General features: G+C 70.5%; 18 protein-coding genes and 4 tRNA genes. 16 read left to right on the top strand and 6 right to left on the bottom strand.

All coding sequences use genetic code 11. The features are described 5' to 3' along the window. Positions 1-46 precede the first annotated feature (46 nt). Complete coding sequence (locus V6S66_RS12920) at positions 47-538, bottom strand: YajQ family cyclic di-GMP-binding protein (protein ID WP_334207137.1); 492 nt, start codon at positions 536-538, stop codon at positions 47-49. Between the two features lie 95 nt (positions 539-633). Between V6S66_RS12920 and V6S66_RS12915 the strand changes: the two genes are divergently transcribed. Then, a tRNA-Tyr gene (locus V6S66_RS12915) sits at positions 634-715 on the top strand. Positions 716-1,044: 329 nt separating this feature from the next. On the opposite strand, the gene V6S66_RS12910 is transcribed toward V6S66_RS12915, so the two are convergent. Then, positions 1,045-1,737 carry an NADPH-dependent F420 reductase gene (locus V6S66_RS12910; protein ID WP_334207136.1) on the bottom strand — a complete coding sequence of 231 codons (693 nt, stop codon included), beginning with the start codon at positions 1,735-1,737 and terminating at the stop codon, positions 1,045-1,047. A 95-nt stretch (positions 1,738-1,832) separates the two neighbouring features. Between V6S66_RS12910 and gdhA the strand changes: the two genes are divergently transcribed. From gdhA to V6S66_RS12875, 7 genes are all read left to right on the top strand, one after another. After that, on the top strand, positions 1,833-3,176 hold the full coding sequence (gene gdhA / locus V6S66_RS12905; RefSeq protein WP_334207135.1) for an NADP-specific glutamate dehydrogenase: 1,344 nt from the start codon (positions 1,833-1,835) through the stop codon (positions 3,174-3,176). Continuing rightward, complete coding sequence (locus V6S66_RS12900; protein WP_334207134.1) at positions 3,177-4,220, top strand: hypothetical protein; 1,044 nt, start codon at positions 3,177-3,179, stop codon at positions 4,218-4,220. 9 nt (positions 4,221-4,229) lie between these two features. Beyond that, complete coding sequence (locus tag V6S66_RS12895; protein WP_334207133.1) at positions 4,230-5,267, top strand: quinone-dependent dihydroorotate dehydrogenase; 1,038 nt, start codon at positions 4,230-4,232, stop codon at positions 5,265-5,267. Positions 5,268-5,321: 54 nt separating this feature from the next. Continuing rightward, a tRNA-Thr gene (locus V6S66_RS12890) sits at positions 5,322-5,394 on the top strand. A gap of 50 nt (positions 5,395-5,444) precedes the next feature. Beyond that, positions 5,445-5,518 (top strand) — tRNA-Met (locus V6S66_RS12885). A 49-nt stretch (positions 5,519-5,567) separates the two neighbouring features. Further along, a complete protein-coding gene (gene rpmG / locus V6S66_RS12880) occupies positions 5,568-5,738 on the top strand; it encodes a 50S ribosomal protein L33 (RefSeq protein ID WP_007078674.1) in 171 nt (56 codons plus the stop codon). 206 nt (positions 5,739-5,944) lie between these two features. Next, positions 5,945-6,964, top strand: a complete 1,020-nt coding sequence (locus V6S66_RS12875) for a UDP-N-acetylmuramate dehydrogenase (RefSeq protein ID WP_334207132.1) — start codon at positions 5,945-5,947, stop codon at positions 6,962-6,964. Positions 6,965-6,974: 10 nt separating this feature from the next. Here the strand turns inward: V6S66_RS12875 and V6S66_RS12870 are convergent, their stop codons facing one another. Genes V6S66_RS12870 through V6S66_RS12855 form a run of 4 tightly spaced genes read right to left on the bottom strand, consistent with a single transcriptional unit; the run spans position 6,975 to position 9,599 of the window. Then, complete coding sequence (locus V6S66_RS12870; RefSeq protein ID WP_334207131.1) at positions 6,975-7,505, bottom strand: DUF4190 domain-containing protein; 531 nt, start codon at positions 7,503-7,505, stop codon at positions 6,975-6,977. Positions 7,506-7,559: 54 nt separating this feature from the next. After that, entirely contained in the window at positions 7,560-7,934 is a 375-nt protein-coding gene (locus V6S66_RS12865; protein WP_334207130.1) for a hypothetical protein, read from the bottom strand. After that, complete coding sequence (locus V6S66_RS12860) at positions 7,931-9,058, bottom strand: adenosine deaminase (protein ID WP_334207129.1); 1,128 nt, start codon at positions 9,056-9,058, stop codon at positions 7,931-7,933. Before V6S66_RS12860 ends, V6S66_RS12865 begins: the two co-directional genes overlap by 4 nt. A 46-nt stretch (positions 9,059-9,104) precedes the next feature. Beyond that, a complete protein-coding gene (locus tag V6S66_RS12855; protein WP_334207128.1) occupies positions 9,105-9,599 on the bottom strand; it encodes a hypothetical protein in 495 nt (164 codons plus the stop codon). A 173-nt stretch (positions 9,600-9,772) separates the two neighbouring features. On the opposite strand from V6S66_RS12855, the gene V6S66_RS12850 reads away from it, so the two are divergent. From V6S66_RS12850 to rplL, 8 genes are all read left to right on the top strand, one after another. Next, entirely contained in the window at positions 9,773-10,270 is a 498-nt protein-coding gene (locus tag V6S66_RS12850) for an NINE protein (RefSeq protein ID WP_334207127.1), read from the top strand. Positions 10,271-10,435: 165 nt separating this feature from the next. Continuing rightward, positions 10,436-10,508, top strand: a tRNA-Trp gene (locus tag V6S66_RS12845). A gap of 140 nt (positions 10,509-10,648) precedes the next feature. Continuing rightward, positions 10,649-10,876: a preprotein translocase subunit SecE gene (gene secE / locus V6S66_RS12840; RefSeq protein ID WP_334207126.1), complete on the top strand. Its 228-nt coding sequence runs from the start codon at positions 10,649-10,651 to the stop codon at positions 10,874-10,876. Between the two features lie 13 nt (positions 10,877-10,889). Further along, positions 10,890-11,750 carry a transcription termination/antitermination protein NusG gene (gene nusG, locus V6S66_RS12835; protein WP_334207125.1) on the top strand — a complete coding sequence of 287 codons (861 nt, stop codon included), beginning with the start codon at positions 10,890-10,892 and terminating at the stop codon, positions 11,748-11,750. A 52-nt stretch (positions 11,751-11,802) separates the two neighbouring features. Beyond that, positions 11,803-12,234, top strand: coding sequence for a 50S ribosomal protein L11 (gene rplK, locus V6S66_RS12830; RefSeq protein ID WP_334207124.1), 432 nt, complete (start codon positions 11,803-11,805; stop codon positions 12,232-12,234). A 77-nt stretch (positions 12,235-12,311) separates the two neighbouring features. Next, the gene (rplA, locus tag V6S66_RS12825; RefSeq protein WP_334207123.1) at positions 12,312-13,028 is read left to right on the top strand and encodes a 50S ribosomal protein L1; all 717 of its coding nucleotides are present in this window, start codon (positions 12,312-12,314) and stop codon (positions 13,026-13,028) included. A 462-nt stretch (positions 13,029-13,490) separates the two neighbouring features. Then, a complete protein-coding gene (rplJ, locus tag V6S66_RS12820; RefSeq protein ID WP_334207122.1) occupies positions 13,491-14,117 on the top strand; it encodes a 50S ribosomal protein L10 in 627 nt (208 codons plus the stop codon). A gap of 59 nt (positions 14,118-14,176) precedes the next feature. Next, positions 14,177-14,566: a 50S ribosomal protein L7/L12 gene (gene rplL / locus V6S66_RS12815; RefSeq protein WP_334207121.1), complete on the top strand. Its 390-nt coding sequence runs from the start codon at positions 14,177-14,179 to the stop codon at positions 14,564-14,566. Positions 14,567-14,669 lie beyond the last annotated feature (103 nt).

The following is a 14,669-nucleotide window of genomic DNA, read 5'->3' as shown; positions in this document are numbered from 1 at the left end:
CGTTCCTGCGTGAGCGGTGGGACGCCTCCGCCCGCTCACGCACGAGTCAGCGGTAGTTGACGAACTGCACCGGGAAGTCGAGGTCGGCGGCCTTCACGAGCGCGATGATCTCCTGCAGGTCGTCGCGCTTCTTGCTCGTGACGCGCAGCTCGTCGCCCTGGATCTGCACCTTGGCGCCCTTGGGACCCTCGTCGCGGATGATCTTGCTGACCTTCTTGGCCTGCTCGGTCGTGATGCCGTCGCTGAAGGTGCCGTTGAGCTTGACGTCCTTGCCGCTCTGTCGCGGGTCGTCGGTCTCGAGCGCCTTGAGGCTGATGCCGCGCTTGATGAGCTTCTCCTTGAAGACCTCGAGCACCGCCAGGGCCCGCTCCTCGGCGTTGGCCGTGACCTCGATCCCCTGCTCGCCCTTCCACTCGATCGTGGCGCCGGTGTTCTTGAAGTCGTACCGCTGGCCGATCTCCTTGACCGCCTGGTTGAGGGCGTTGTCGGCCTCCTGGCGGTCGAACTTGCTGACGATGTCGAACGACGAGTCGGCCATCTGCGTCTCCTCGGGAGGGGTGGATCTGGATTCGATCAGCCTAGCCGCGTGGGGTAGGCTCTCTCTCCGTCGCCTGCAGTTCGGGCGGCGCGCGAGGCAGGTTGCCCGAGCGGCCAAAGGGAGCTGACTGTAAATCAGCCGTCATCGACTTCAGAGGTTCAAATCCTCTACCTGCCACGTCCGTGCCAACGCCCCTCAGCGTTCTCTGCTGGGGGGCGTTGGTGCGTGATGGGGCGTTGTGGATGTGGGAGGAGCCTGCGACGGGGCCCTCGGTGGGTTGCGGTACCCCTTTCGAGGCTCCTCGTTCCTCGTCGCACCTCAAGGGGCGGGGCTTGGCCCGCCCGCCCGGTGGTTGAGGTGTGAGGAGCTTCAGCGACGAGCCTCGAAGCCTTGGTCAGGTTGTGGGTGGCGGTACCCCTTTCGAGGCTCCTCGTTCCTCGTCGCACCTCAAGGGGCGGGGCTCCGCCCGCGGCCGCCGGCGGCGCGAGAGCGCCACCGGCTACCCGTCACATGTCGCGGTAGCGCTGGGCGGCGTCGAGCTGCTGCTGCAGCAGGTCGAGCTTGACCGGACGCGGCCTCCAGTCGGGGAAGGACGTGCTCGGGTCGCCGTACAGCGCCGCGTAGGCCGCGGTGTCGCGCTGGAAGCGCCAGCCCTCGGCCAGGGCGCCGACGTCGTGGGTGTCGTAGCCGAGCCGATCGATCAGCGCGGAGGCCTCGGCCTTCGCGGGAGCGTCGTCGCCGGCGATCGCGAGCACGGACCGCTCGGCGTCACCGGCCGGTCGCGCCAGCGCCGCGAGGTGCTCGAAGTAGATGTTGTTGAACGCCTTCACGACGTGCGACTCGGGCAGGTGCGCCTGCAGCAGCTCGCTCGTCGTGGTCGACTCGTCGTCGAGCTCGGGGATCGAGCCGTCGCGCTCCGGGTAGTAGTTGCCGGTGTCGAGCACGACCTTCCCGCGGAGGGGCTCGACCGGCACGTCGCGGAGGTGCTTGAGCGGGATCGTGACGACCACGAGGTCGCCCGCGCTCGCCGCCTCCGGCGCCGTCGCCGCACGGGCGTGCGGGCCGAGCTCCTCGACCAGGCCGGCCAGGGTCTCCGGGCCGCGGCTGTTGCTCAGCACCACGTCGAGGCCGGCGTCGACCGCGAGTCGCGCGAGGGTGCTGCCGATGTTGCCGCTGCCGATCAGTCCGAGTGTCGTCATGCCTGCGTCAACGGTGTCCGCGCCGTGGCCATTCCGAACGGCAGGAGTTCGGGTTGGCCGATAGCGTCGACGGCACGCGACGAACAGGAGAACCGGTGCCCGAGCTCGAGCAGCGACTGCAGGACGTCTACGACGAGGTGACGAGCCGCAACCGCGGCGACGACGTGTTCCACCAGGCGGTGCTCGAGGTGCTCGAGAGCCTCGGGCCGGTGCTCGAGCGCCACCCCGAGTACGTCGACGCGGGTGTGGTCCGTCGCCTCGTCGAGCCGGAGCGACAGGTCGTGTTCCGCGTGCCGTGGGTCGACGACGACGGTCGCGTGCGGGTCAACCGGGGCTTCCGGGTCGAGTTCAGCTCGACGCTGGGGCCCTACAAGGGTGGACTGCGCTTCCACCCGAGCGTCGACGTCGCCACCGTCAAGTTCCTGGGCTTCGAGCAGGTCCTGAAGAACGCCCTGACCGGCCTGTCGATCGGTGGCGGCAAGGGCGGCTCGGACTTCGACCCCAAGGGCCGCTCCGACGCCGAGGTCATGCGGTTCTGCCAGTCCTTCATGACCGAGCTCTACCGCCACGTGGGGGAGCACACCGACGTCCCGGCGGGCGACCAGGGCGTCAGCACGCGGGAGATCGGGTACCTGTTCGGCCAGTACAAGCGCATCACCAACCGCTTCGAGGCCGGCGTGCTGACCGGCAAGGGACCGGCCTGGGGCGGGTCGCGGATCCGGACCGAGGCCACCGGGTACGGCCTGGCGTTCTTCGTGCGCGACGTCCTCGAGGCGCACGACTCCTCGCTCGACGGCAAACGGGTCGTGGTGTCGGGCTCGGGCAACGTCGCGATCCACGCGATCGAGAAGGTGCACCAGCTGGGCGGCACCGTCGTCGCGTGCTCGGACTCCTCGGGCTTCGTCGTCGACGAGGACGGCATCGACCTGGAGCTGCTGAAGCAGGTCAAGCTGGAGCGACGCGGACGGATCGCGGAGTACGCCGAGCAGCGCGACCGGGCCGCGATGGGTTCGGGGTCGATCTGGGAGGTTCCGTGCGACGTGGCGCTCCCGTGCGCGACGCAGAACGAGCTCGACGACAAGGGCGCCGCCTCGCTGGTCGAGAACGGCTGCACGGTCGTCGCCGAGGGGGCGAACATGCCGACGACGCCCGAGGCCGTCGACGTGCTGCGCGAGGCCGGCGTCACGTTCGTCCCCGGCAAGGCGGCCAATGCCGGTGGAGTCGCCACGAGCGCGCTCGAGATGCAGCAGAACGCCTCCCGCGAGTCGTGGACGGCCGACGACGTCGAGCGACGGCTGGAGACGGTCATGCGTGACATCCACACGGCCTGCGTGACGACCGCCGAGGAGTACGGGGCGCCGGGCGACTACGCGCTCGGGGCGAACATCGCGGGGTTCACGCGCGTCGCCGACGCGATGCTGGCGCAGGGCGTCGTCTGAGTGGCTGACACGCCGGCGCTGCGGCTGGTCCACCGTCCCGGCAGGCCGCTGCGCGGACGGCCGAGTCGCGTCGGTCTGGCCGGCGTGCTGGACCGCCTCGACCGGACCGGCACCTGGACGGACGTGCCCGGTGAGGCCGCCGAGCGGGGATTTCGCTGGGACGACCGGGACGTCGAGACCCGCTGGTGGTTCCCCCAGGGCGCCACGGCACGTCTCGACCCCGCCGACGCGTCCGACGCGGGCGCGTCATCGGGGCGCCCGGTCCTGCTCACGAGCTGGTACGGCCACGGGGGGCTCGGCTACCTCCTGCTCGGCTCGCGAATCTCGGTCGTCGACCTCGAGCCGGAGGCCGCGCCGCGCTACGCCCACGTGCGGCTCGTGGAGGAGCGGCGGCTCGCCGGGGTGCCGGGGCTGCGTCGTGTGCCGGTGCACGCCGGGGGACTCGCCTGGTACGGCGACCACCTCTTCGTGGCGGCCAGCGGTGGCGGCCTGCGGATCTTCCGACTCGGCGACGTGCAGCGGCTCCGGTCGCGCCTCCGCGGACGGGGTGCGCGGCACGTGCTGCCGCAGACCGGCGCCTACGAGGCGCAGGCCGACACCGGCGAGCGCGGCATGGTCTACTCCTTCCTCTCGCTCGAGCGCGGGGCCGACACCGACCACCTCGTGGCGGGCGAGTACGGCCGCAAGGGCACGGGTCGCCACCGGCTCGTGCGGTTCCCGCTCGACCGCTCCACCGGACTGCTGAGCGTCGACGCGGACGGCGTCGCACGGCCGGTGGACGTCGCCGACGGCGTGCCGCGGATGCAGGGTGCGGCCGTCGTCGACGGGACCTGGTTCGTCACGGCCAGCTCCGGGGAGGGCAATCCGGGCGACCTCTGGGTGGGGCGACCCGGTGAGCTGGTCCGTCACCGCGGCGTCCTGCCGACCGGGCCCGAGGACATCACGTCGTGGCCCGGGACCGATCGCCTCTGGTCGTCGACCGAGTGGCCCGGTCGGCGATGGGTCTTCCGCATCGACGCGACCCGCTGGTCGCACCACCGTTAACCTGACGCCGTGGTCTACGACGCGCTGTTCCGCCAGGTGTTCGCCCGTATGGATCCCGAGCTCGCGCACGAGCAGGCGTTCCGGGCGATCCGCCTGGGCGGACGTGCCGCCGGCGCGGTGGTCCGGGTCCCGGAGGCCCCGCGCACCGTCATGGGGATCGAGTTCCCGCACGCCTTCGGTCTCGCCGCCGGCTTCGACAAGAACGCCAGCGGCGTCCTGGGGCTCCTGGCGCTCGGTTTCGGCCACGTGGAGATCGGCACCGTGACGTCCCAGGCGCAGCCGGGCAACCCCCGCCCTCGCCTCGCCCGCCTCGTCGACGACCGAGCGGTCGTCAACCGGATGGGCTTCAACAACGACGGCGCCGCCGTCGTCGCCGCGCGCCTGCACCGGCTCCGTCGCTCGGCGGCGGGCCGGCGGGCCGTCATCGGGGTCAACATCGGCAAGACCAAGGTCGTGCCGCCGGAGCACGCGGTGTCCGACTACGTCGACTCCGCGCGCCTGCTCACCCCGTTCGCCGACTACCTCGTGGTCAACGTCTCGAGCCCCAACACGCCCGGCCTGCGCGACCTGCAAGCCGTGGAGCAGCTCGAGCCGATCCTCGCGGCCGTCCGCGAGGTGACCGAGCTCAACCACGGTCGTCGCGTCCCGCTGGTGGTCAAGATCGCCCCTGATCTGGCCGACACCGACGTCGACGCCGTGGCCGACCTCGCGCTCGAGCTGGGCCTGGACGGCATCAGTGCGACGAACACGACGATCGCGCGGCCGGACTCGCTCGTGACGCCCCGCGCCGTGGTGGAGGCGGCCGGCGGTGGCGGCCTCTCGGGGCCCGTCCTCGCGGAGCGGTCCACCGAGGTCCTCGTCCGGCTCCGGGAGCGCGTCGGCGACCGCCTGGCCCTCATCGGCGTCGGTGGTGTCGACAGCCCCGATGACGTCGTCGCGCGGCTGGCGGCGGGGGCGGACCTGGTGCAGGCCTACACGGGATTCATCTACGGCGGCCCCGCCTGGCCGGCCCGCCTGGCAGCCGCTGCGGCAGCCGCCCAGGAGTGACGACCCCCCGATTTCGGATCCGGGCGATCACCTTGTAGGGTGGGTCGTCGGCTTGCCCCTTTAGCTCAGTCGGCAGAGCGTTTCCATGGTAAGGAAAAGGTCTACGGTTCGATTCCGTAAAGGGGCTCTGGATCCCGGTCGCGGCCGGGTCCCCTCGCGAGGCGACTCGCGAACTCCGGCGGGGTAGCTCAGTTGGTCAGAGCGCACGACTCATAATCGTGAGGTCGCGGGTTCGAGCCCCGCCTCCGCTACCGAACTTCACCAGTACGTCACCGATCCATTCAGAACTGAGGCACTCCCGTGGCCAGCAAGAGCTCCGACGTCCGCCCCAAGATCACCCTTGCCTGCACCGAGTGCAAGGAGCGGAACTACATCACCAAGAAGAACCGTCGCAATGATCCCGATCGTCTCGACATCAAGAAGTTCTGCCCGCGCTGCAAGACCCACCAGGTGCACCGCGAGACCCGCTGATCCCAGCGCTCGACTCCGAAGGCCCCTTCCGCTCCGGCGGAGGGGGCCTTCGCCGTCCCTGCCCGCCGCGGGGCGGTGAGTCTTCCACCCACGGTGCTCGGGCGGTGAGTGTTCCACCGCACGAGAGGCGTGACGGTGGAACACTCACCGCCCACGCCGTGATGAGTGGAGGATTCACCGCCCACGCCCGCCGGTAGGGTCGTCGCATGCGCTTGTCGGAGGTCACCACGCTCCGCCTCGGGGGCCCGGCCCGTGAGGTCGTCGAGGCCACCACGACCGATGAGCTGATCGCCGCCGTCGCCGATGCCGACGACTCCGGGACCCCGGTCCTGCTGGTGGCGGGCGGCAGCAACCTCGTCGTGGCCGACGAGGGATTCGACGGGCGCGTCGTGCTGGTGCGCACCTCGGGTGACGTGGTCGACCAGGACGCGTGCAGCGGCGCCACCGTCACGGTCGCCGCCGGCGAGTCCTGGGAGGCTCTTGTCGCCCGCGCGGTCGGGCAGGAATGGATCGGGATCGAGGCCCTCGCCGGGATCCCGGGATCAGTGGGTGCGACCCCGATCCAGAACGTGGGTGCCTACGGCCAGGAGGTCGCTCAGTCGATCATCCGGGTCCGCACCTGGGACCGGCGCGAGGGCGAGGTCCGCACGCTGGCGGCCGACCAGTGCCGCTTCGGCTACCGCACGAGCCGCTTCAAGGCAGAGCCCGGCCGCCACGTCGTGCTCGACGTCGCGTTCCAGCTGCGGCTCGGATCGCTCGGCGCGCCGGTCGCCTACGCCGAGCTCGCCCGGACGCTCGGGATCGAGGTGGGTGGGCGCGCGCCCGCGGCCGAGGTTCGCGAGGCGGTCCTGGCCCTTCGTCGGGGCAAGGGCATGGTGCTCGATCCCGCTGATCACGACACCTGGAGTGCCGGGTCGTTCTTCACCAACCCCGTGCTCGCGGCCGAGGCCACCGAGCGACTGCCGAGCGAGGCCCCGCGTTTCGTGCAGCCCGACGGCACGGTCAAGACGAGTGCGGCCTGGCTCATCAGTCACGCCGGGTTCGATCGCGGCCACGGCACGGGGGCTGCGAGCCTCTCGACCAAGCACGCGCTCGCGCTGACGAACCGCGGTGACGCCACGACCGACGAGCTGCTCGCGCTGGCCCGTGAGGTCCGCGACGGCGTCGCCGCACGGTTCGGCATCGAGCTCGAGCCCGAGCCGAACCTCGTCGGCTGCGCGATCTGACCCGCGTCGGTCAGCGACCGGCCGGGATCAGGCTGGTCAGGGCGTCGTAGGAGTAGTCGCCGCTGTTGGTCGAGTCGGCCGCCGCGAACACGAGCGCGACGATGAGGATCGTGGCGATCACGCCGAGGATCAGCAGCACGGTGCCGACGATGCCCGTGATGAAGCCCGTCTGCGCCTCGCCCCGTCCGCCGAGCTGGCCACCGGAGGCGTCGATCTCCTTGACGGCCTTGCGGCCCATGATCCACGCGACGGGTGCCATGAGAAGCGGCACCAGGCACATGAAGCCACCGACGATCGAGATGATGCCGAGCACCATCGAAGTCGTGGCCTGCGGGTGGTTGGGCTGGGGCGCGTGGTTGAACATCGGCTGCGGATGGCCGGAGGGGCCTTGGCCGTAGGGGTTCTGGCCCTGCTGGGGCGGACCCTGGGGAGGCGGCGTCGGGCCACCCGGGGCTCCGGGGCCCTGGTAGGGCGCCTGCGGCTGGTACGGGTCCTGAGCCCGGTACGGGTCCGAGGGCGGCTGCTGGGTCGGATCGCTCATGGCACGAGCATCCCACGGCGTGCTGCGACGAGCGTGGGGGAGAGGTCCCCGGGGTCAGTAGGGCGAGGGGGACGCGATCGTGACCCAGGTCAGGGTCGCGACGACGACGGCCAGCAGGAAGACGAGGGTCAGGAGTCCGGAGCCGACCATGCCCAGGACCATCGCGGTCCTGGCGGGACCGCCGGGACGCCACCGCTCGGGCTCCCGCTCGGCCTGTCGGTGGGCCCGGGCGCCGAGGTACCAGGCGAGCGGAGCGACCACCAGCGGAAGCAGCAGCACCAGCCCGCCCGCCAGGGCGACGATGCCGACCACGAGTCCGGCCGTGGATCCCGGTGCCAGCGGGCGCGGCGGGACGGGCGCGGGCCACGGGTGGCCCCACGCCGGTGCCGGTCCGAGCGGCATCGGTGGTGGCGGGGTCGGGGCTGTCATCGGCCCAACTCTGACACAGGCGGGGGTTCCGGGCTCCGGGCGGAATCGGGCACAGGCGGGGGTTCCGGGCTCCGGGCGGAATCAGAGGGAGCGGAATCAGAGGGAGCGGAATCGGGGGCGTCCAACCACGTCTGGACGTCGGCCCTGGCGATGGCGACCAGCTCGGCCGGCGCGCGGGACGCCTCCCACGACCCGAGGGCGAGCTCGGCGAGCTCGGCGTCGCTGAAGTCCTGGGCGGCCCGGAGGAGCGCGTACTGCCCGGCGAGCCGGGTGCCGAAGAGCAGGGGGTCGTCGGCACCGAGGGCGACGGTGGCGCCGGCGGCCATCAGCTCACGTACGGGCACCTCCTCGACCGTGGCGTACACGCCGAGCGACACGTTGGACGCGGGACAGACCTCGAGCGCCACGCCCTCGGCCACCACCCGCTCGAGCACGCGCGGGTCCTCCGAGGCGCGGACCCCGTGGCCGAGGCGGTGCGGGTGCAGGTGGTCCAGACACGTCGTGACGTGCTCAGGGCCCCGCAGCTCACCGCCGTGCGGCACCGAGGCGAGTCCGGCGTCGGCCGCGATCTGGAAGGCGCGGCCGAAGTCGGTCGTCTCGCCGCGGCGCTCGTCGTTGGACAGGCCGAAGCCGACGACCCCGCGGTCGACGTACTGGGTCGCGAGCCGCGCGAGCGTGCGCGCGTCGAGGGGGTGCCGCGTCCGGTTCGCGGCGATCACGACGCCCATGCCGAGCCCCGTCGCCCGCTCGGCGTCGCGCACGGCGTCGATCACGAGGTCGGTGAACGCCGTGATGCCGCCGAAGCGGGCGCCGTAGCCCGAGGGATCGACCTGGATCTCGGTCCACCGGGCGCCGTCGGCCACGTCGTCCTCGGCGGCCTCGCGCACGAGGCGCCGGACGTCGTCCTCGGTGCGCAGGACGGACCGGGCCACGTCGTAGAGGCGCTGGAAGCGGAACCAGCCCTTCTCGTCAGCGCCGCTGAGCTCCGGGGGCCACTCCTCCTGGAGCGCCGCGGGCAGGTGGATGCCGTCGCGCTCGGCCAGCTCCAGGAGCGTCGCGTGGCGCATCGACCCGGTGAAGTGCAGGTGCAGGTGCGCCTTCGGGAGCTCGTGCAGGGGCCGCATCGGTCCATCCTGTCGCACGCCCGGTCCCCGTCGTCGAGGAGGAGTGTCAGCGGTGGCCGAAGGCCTCGCGCAGGCCCGAGGGGACGCCCCCGGACTCCAGCCGCGTGGCGATCTTGTCCACGACGCGCCGGCTCGGCCAGACGTGGAAGACCATCGACGGGAGCCCGACGACGAGCACGACGACGTACGTCCAGACCCCGTAGGGCAGCACGAAGGTGGCGGCGATGCCGAGGATGATCGGCGCCTCGGTCAGCACGAAGCGGACCAGCATCGACTGCTGGTAGCGACCTGTCGCGACGGCGGGGGAGTCGCCGAACGCCAGCGGGGTCACCCGGTACCCGATCGACTGGGCCAGGAGCCAGGCGAGCACGACCGCACCAATGGCAGCGCCGGCGACCCACGGGGCCAGGTCCTCCTCGGCCTCGGGGGCGGCGAACCACAGCGCGATGAGGATGTAGACGGGCGCGGAGACGAGCGCGAGGGCGAGGATCCGGTTGGCGCGGGCGAAGGAGCTGCCGCTGGCCTGCATCGGGTCGGTCATGACTCGACCCTAGACGCAGGAGATGGGACCCTTCGGCCGGGAACAAAGCCGTCCGGCTGAGCGTCTGAGAACCGGACACACGCTCGGCAGGGTGCACGACGTCTCCGCGTTGGAGCCTTCCTGACCTAGAGTGCTGTCCGGCCCACCCCGCATCCTCCTGAGGAGAACTCCTGATGACCACCGATCCGGGCACTGCGCCCAGCACCCAGTACTTCACCTACGTCAACGGCACCGAGTACGGCCCGTACACGCTCGACCAGCTGAAGCAGTTCGCCGGCACCGGCAACATCACCCAGAACAGCCACGTCCGCGCCGACGGTGGCGAGTGGGTGCTCGCCTCGGCCATGCCGGAGCTGAGCGGGGCCTTCGCGCCCGCCGCACCGGCCGGCTACCCGGCGCCCGGCCAGGGCTACGGCGCTCCGGGCCAGCAGGCCTACGGTGTCGCCGGCCAGTACAACGGCCCCGTCAGCGACAAGAGCTTCGTGACGGCACTGATCCTCTCGGTCCTGCTCGGCGGACTGGGCATCGACCGCTTCTACCTCGGTTACACGGGCCTGGGCGTCCTGAAGCTGCTCACGCTGGGCGGCTGCGGCATCTGGTCGCTGATCGACCTGATCCTGATCGCGATCGGCAAGCTCGGCGACGCGCAGGGTCGCCCGCTCGCGCGCTGACGCACTCCACCCGCACCTGGGGCCCGGTCGATCGACCGGGCCCCAGGTGCGTCCGGACTCGATTCGACCCCGGACGCGAGCACCCCGTACACTGAGGCCTCCGGTGAGATCTCACATCGTTTCGTCATGCCCGCGCGCAGGCGGTGCGGCGCGGGGCCACGCCGAACGGCACTAGCTCAACTGGCAGAGCATCGGTCTCCAAAACCGAAGGTTGGGGGTTCAAGTCCCTCGTGCCGTGCCCAGTACGCACGACGCAGCACGCATCGCGGAGCACGTACGAAAACAGAGACGGACGCTGGTTCGCCCGTCACGGTGGCACCGCCGGTGCCACCGGATCCCCATCTCGAGCCCCCACTTGACCACTGACGAAGGAGCATCGTGAGCGATCGCGACAAGGACGGCCGGACGCCCACCGCGCAGGCCCGTACCGCACCGGCAACCTTCATCCGCCAGGTGATCGCCGAGCTGCGCAAGGTCGTGTGGCCCACGCGGCCCATGGTCGCGCAGTACTTCGTCGTCGTGCTCGTGTTCGTGCTCGTGATGATGGCGATCGTGGCTGGACTCGACTTCGGGTTCGGTCAGCTGATGTTCAAGATCTTCGGTTAGGACGAGAATTCACGTGAGTGAGAGCTACGAAGAGACCACGGGCGACGTGCAGGAGCACGACGTCCCCGAGGTCGAGACCGAGGCCCCGGTCGACGCCGACGAGACCGTCGACGCCGACGAGACCGTCGACGGCAGCTCCGACGAGTCCGCCACCGACGGCGACGAGTCCGCCACCGACGGCGACGAGCCGTCCGCCGACGAGGTGGGCGACGAGGTCGAGGGCGCCGGTGACGAGGCCCTCGAGCCCGCCGCTCCGGCCGACCCGCTCCAGGAGTTCCGCGACCGTCTCTACAGCCAGATCGGCGACTGGTACGTCGTGCACACGTACTCCGGCATGGAGAAGCGGGTCAAGGCCAACATCGAGAACCGCATCACCTCGCTCAACGCCGAGGACGACATCTTCGAGGTCGTCGTGCCCACCGAGGAGGTCGCCGAGATCAAGAACGGTCAGCGCAAGCTCGTCAAGCGCACCGTCCTGCCCGGCTACGTCCTGGTCCGCATGGACCTCACCGACGAGTCGTGGGGCGTCGTCCGCCACACGCCGTCGGTCACCGGTTTCGTGGGCAACGCCCACCAGCCGGTCCCGCTGAGCCTCGCCGAGGTCGAGAAGATGCTCGCCCCGGCGGTAGAGGCCGAGGTCGCCGCCACGGCGTCCGACGACGCCTCCGACAAGCAGCCCACGAAGGCCCCCAAGGTCGAGTTCGCGGACTTCCAGACGGCTGACTCCGTCATGGTCGTCGACGGACCGTTCGCGACGCTGCACGCGACCATCACCGAGATCAACGTCGACGCCCAGCGCGTCAAGGCGCTCGTCGAGATCTTCGGTCGCGAGACCCCGGTCGAGCTGAGCTTCACCCAGATCCAGAAGGTCTGAGCGCTCCGCTCGTCCTCGCACCACCACCCGAATCACCAAGGACCCGAAAAACATGCCTCCCAAGAAGAAGGTCACCGCTGTCGTCAAGGTGCAGCTGAACGCTGGCCAGGCCAACCCGGCGCCGCCCGTCGGCACCGCGCTCGGCCCGACCGGCGTCAACATCATGGAGTTCTGCAAGGCGTACAACGCCGCCACGGAGTCCATGCGTGGCAACGTCATCCCCGTCGAGATCACGATCTACGAGGACCGTTCGTTCACGTTCGTCACCAAGACGCCGCCGGCCGCCGAGCTGATCAAGAAGGCTGCGGGGCTCGCCAAGGGCTCGGCCACGCCGCACACTGACAAGGTCGGCAAGATCTCCGCCGCCCAGGTCCGTGAGATCGCCACCACCAAGCTCCCCGACCTGAACGCCAACGACCTCGAGGCCGCGGCCAAGATCGTCGAGGGCACCGCCCGCTCCATGGGCATCACGGTCGAGGGCTGACGCTCAACCACCACCCAGAAGTACGTGGGAGGGCCCGCTGGGCCCGCACCACACCTGGCACACCAAGGAAAGAAGCCATGGCACAACACAGCAAGGCGTACCGCGCGGTCGCCGACAAGTTCGACAAGGACACGCTCCACACCCCTCTGCAGGCGACCACCCTCGCCAAGGAGTCCGGCAGCACGAAGTACGACTCCACGCTGGACGTCGCCGTCCGCCTCGGCGTCGACCCGCGCAAGGCCGACCAGATGGTGCGCGGCACCGTCAACCTCCCGCACGGCACCGGCAAGACCGCCCGGGTCCTGGTCTTCGCCACCGGCGCCAACGCCGACGCCGCCCGTGAGGCCGGTGCCGACCACGTCGGCGCCGACGAGCTCGTCGACAAGATCAACGGCGGCTGGCTCGACTTCGACGCCGTCGTCGCGACGCCCGACATGATGGGCAAGGTCGGCCGGCTCGGCCGCGTCCTCGGCCCGCGCAACCTGATGCCGAACCCGAAGACCGGCACCGTCACGACCGACGTGGCCAAGGCCGTCGGCGACATCAAGGGCGGCAAGATCGAGTTCCGCGTCGATCGCCACGCCAACCTGCACTTCGTGATCGGCAAGGCCTCGTTCTCGGCCGAGCAGCTCGCCGAGAACTACGGCGCCGCGCTCGAGGAGATCCTGCGTCTCAAGCCGTCCAGCTCGAAGGGCCGCTACGTCAAGAAGGTCACCATCTCCACGACGAACGGCCCCGGCATCGGCGTCGACCCGTCGCGCACGCGCAGCTTCGCGAGCGACACCGAGGCCTGAGCCTCCAGACCGTCCACGAGGGCCCGGCACCGCACCAGCGGCGCCGGGCCCTCGTGCGTCCGGTCAGGCGGTGGATCGACCACAAATTGGACTCGTCGACCGGGTCGCCGGTGGTTCCACCACCGAATGGTGGCTGAGGTCGTGGAGCATCCACCGCCCGCCTGAGCGGCGTGGACGAGAACGTGGTGGATCCACCGCACGGAGGGCGACCTCGAGGACCTGTTCGCCGACGCTGCCTGACGCCCGATTTGGTCGCGGAGCACCGCGCCCGTAGAGTGGCACTGCCGAAGACCGTCGGTCGGTGATCCACCCGGATCGCCCGAAGTGCCCCAGGAGCAATCCTGGTGGCGGCCCGCGCAGGTTCAGAGTTCATGCTTCCATGCGCTCCGTGCCTTGCACGGGGCGCATTTTTTGTGGCCCTTCGCCTGGTCCTCGGCACTGACATGTGCTGGAAGGAGACCCATGGCACGCCCGGACAAGGCTGCAGCGGTCGCTGAGCTCGCGGACAACTTCCGAGAGTCCAACGGCGCTGTGCTCACCGAGTACCGCGGTCTCACCGTCAAGCAGCTGCAGGAACTGCGGCGCATCCTCGGTGAGACGGCGAGCTATGCCGTCGCCAAGAACACGCTGACCAAGATCGCGGCCAAGGAGGCCGGCATCGACATCGATGACGCCCTCCTCACCGGTCCGACCGCCATCGCCTTCATCTCGGGCGATCCGGTCGAGACGGCCAAGGGTCTGCGTGACTTCGCGAAGGTGAACACCCACCTCGTCATCAAGGGCGGCTTCCTCGACGGGAAGCAGCTCAGCGCTGACGAGATCAAGAAGCTGGCCGACCTCGAGTCGCGCGAGGTCCTCCTCGCGAAGATGGCCGGTGCGATGAAGGGCAGCCTGCAGAACGCAGTCTCGTTGTTCGCCGCGCCCCTCGCCCAGACGGCCCGCCTCGTGGCGGCCCTCGAGGCGAAGAAGGCCGAGGAGAGCCCCGCCGAGGCTGCCGCCGCACCTGCGGAGGCCGCCGACACCACCCCCGCGACCGAGGACGAGGCCCCCGCGGCCGACGCCGAGGACGCGACCACCACCGAGGGCTGAACCGCCCGATCACCCATCGGGACCCCCTCGGGGTCTCATCTGTAGGAAAGGACGCCACCATGGCGAAGCTCAGCACTGACGAGCTGTTGGATGCATTCAAGGAACTGACCCTCATCGAGCTCAGCGAGTTCGTGAAGGCCTTCGAGGAGACCTTCGAGGTCACCGCGGCCGCTCCGGTCGCCGTTGCCGCCGCCCCCGCGGCCGGTGGCGCCGGTGCCGCTGAGGAAGCCGCCGAGCAGGACGAGTTCGACGTCGTCCTCGAGTCGGCCGGCGAGAAGAAGATCCAGGTCATCAAGGAGGTGCGCACGCTCACGAGCCTCGGCCTGAAGGAGGCCAAGGATCTCGTCGAGGGCGCGCCCAAGCCGGTCCTGGAGAAGGTCAACAAGGAGACCGGTGAGAAGGCGAAGGAGGCCCTCGAGGCCGCCGGCGCCACCGTCACCCTCAAGTGACCTGCTGACACCAGCACACTGCTGAAGGCGTCCTTCCCGCTCGCGGGAGGGGCGCCTTCGGCGCGTCCGGGGCCGGCTCGCGACCCCTCGAACGCTCCGAATT

Origin of the sequence: Aeromicrobium sp. Sec7.5 (genome assembly GCF_036867135.1) — a bacterium.
Classification (GTDB): domain Bacteria; phylum Actinomycetota; class Actinomycetes; order Propionibacteriales; family Nocardioidaceae; genus Aeromicrobium.
This window is presented reverse-complemented; position numbering and strand designations above follow the sequence as displayed.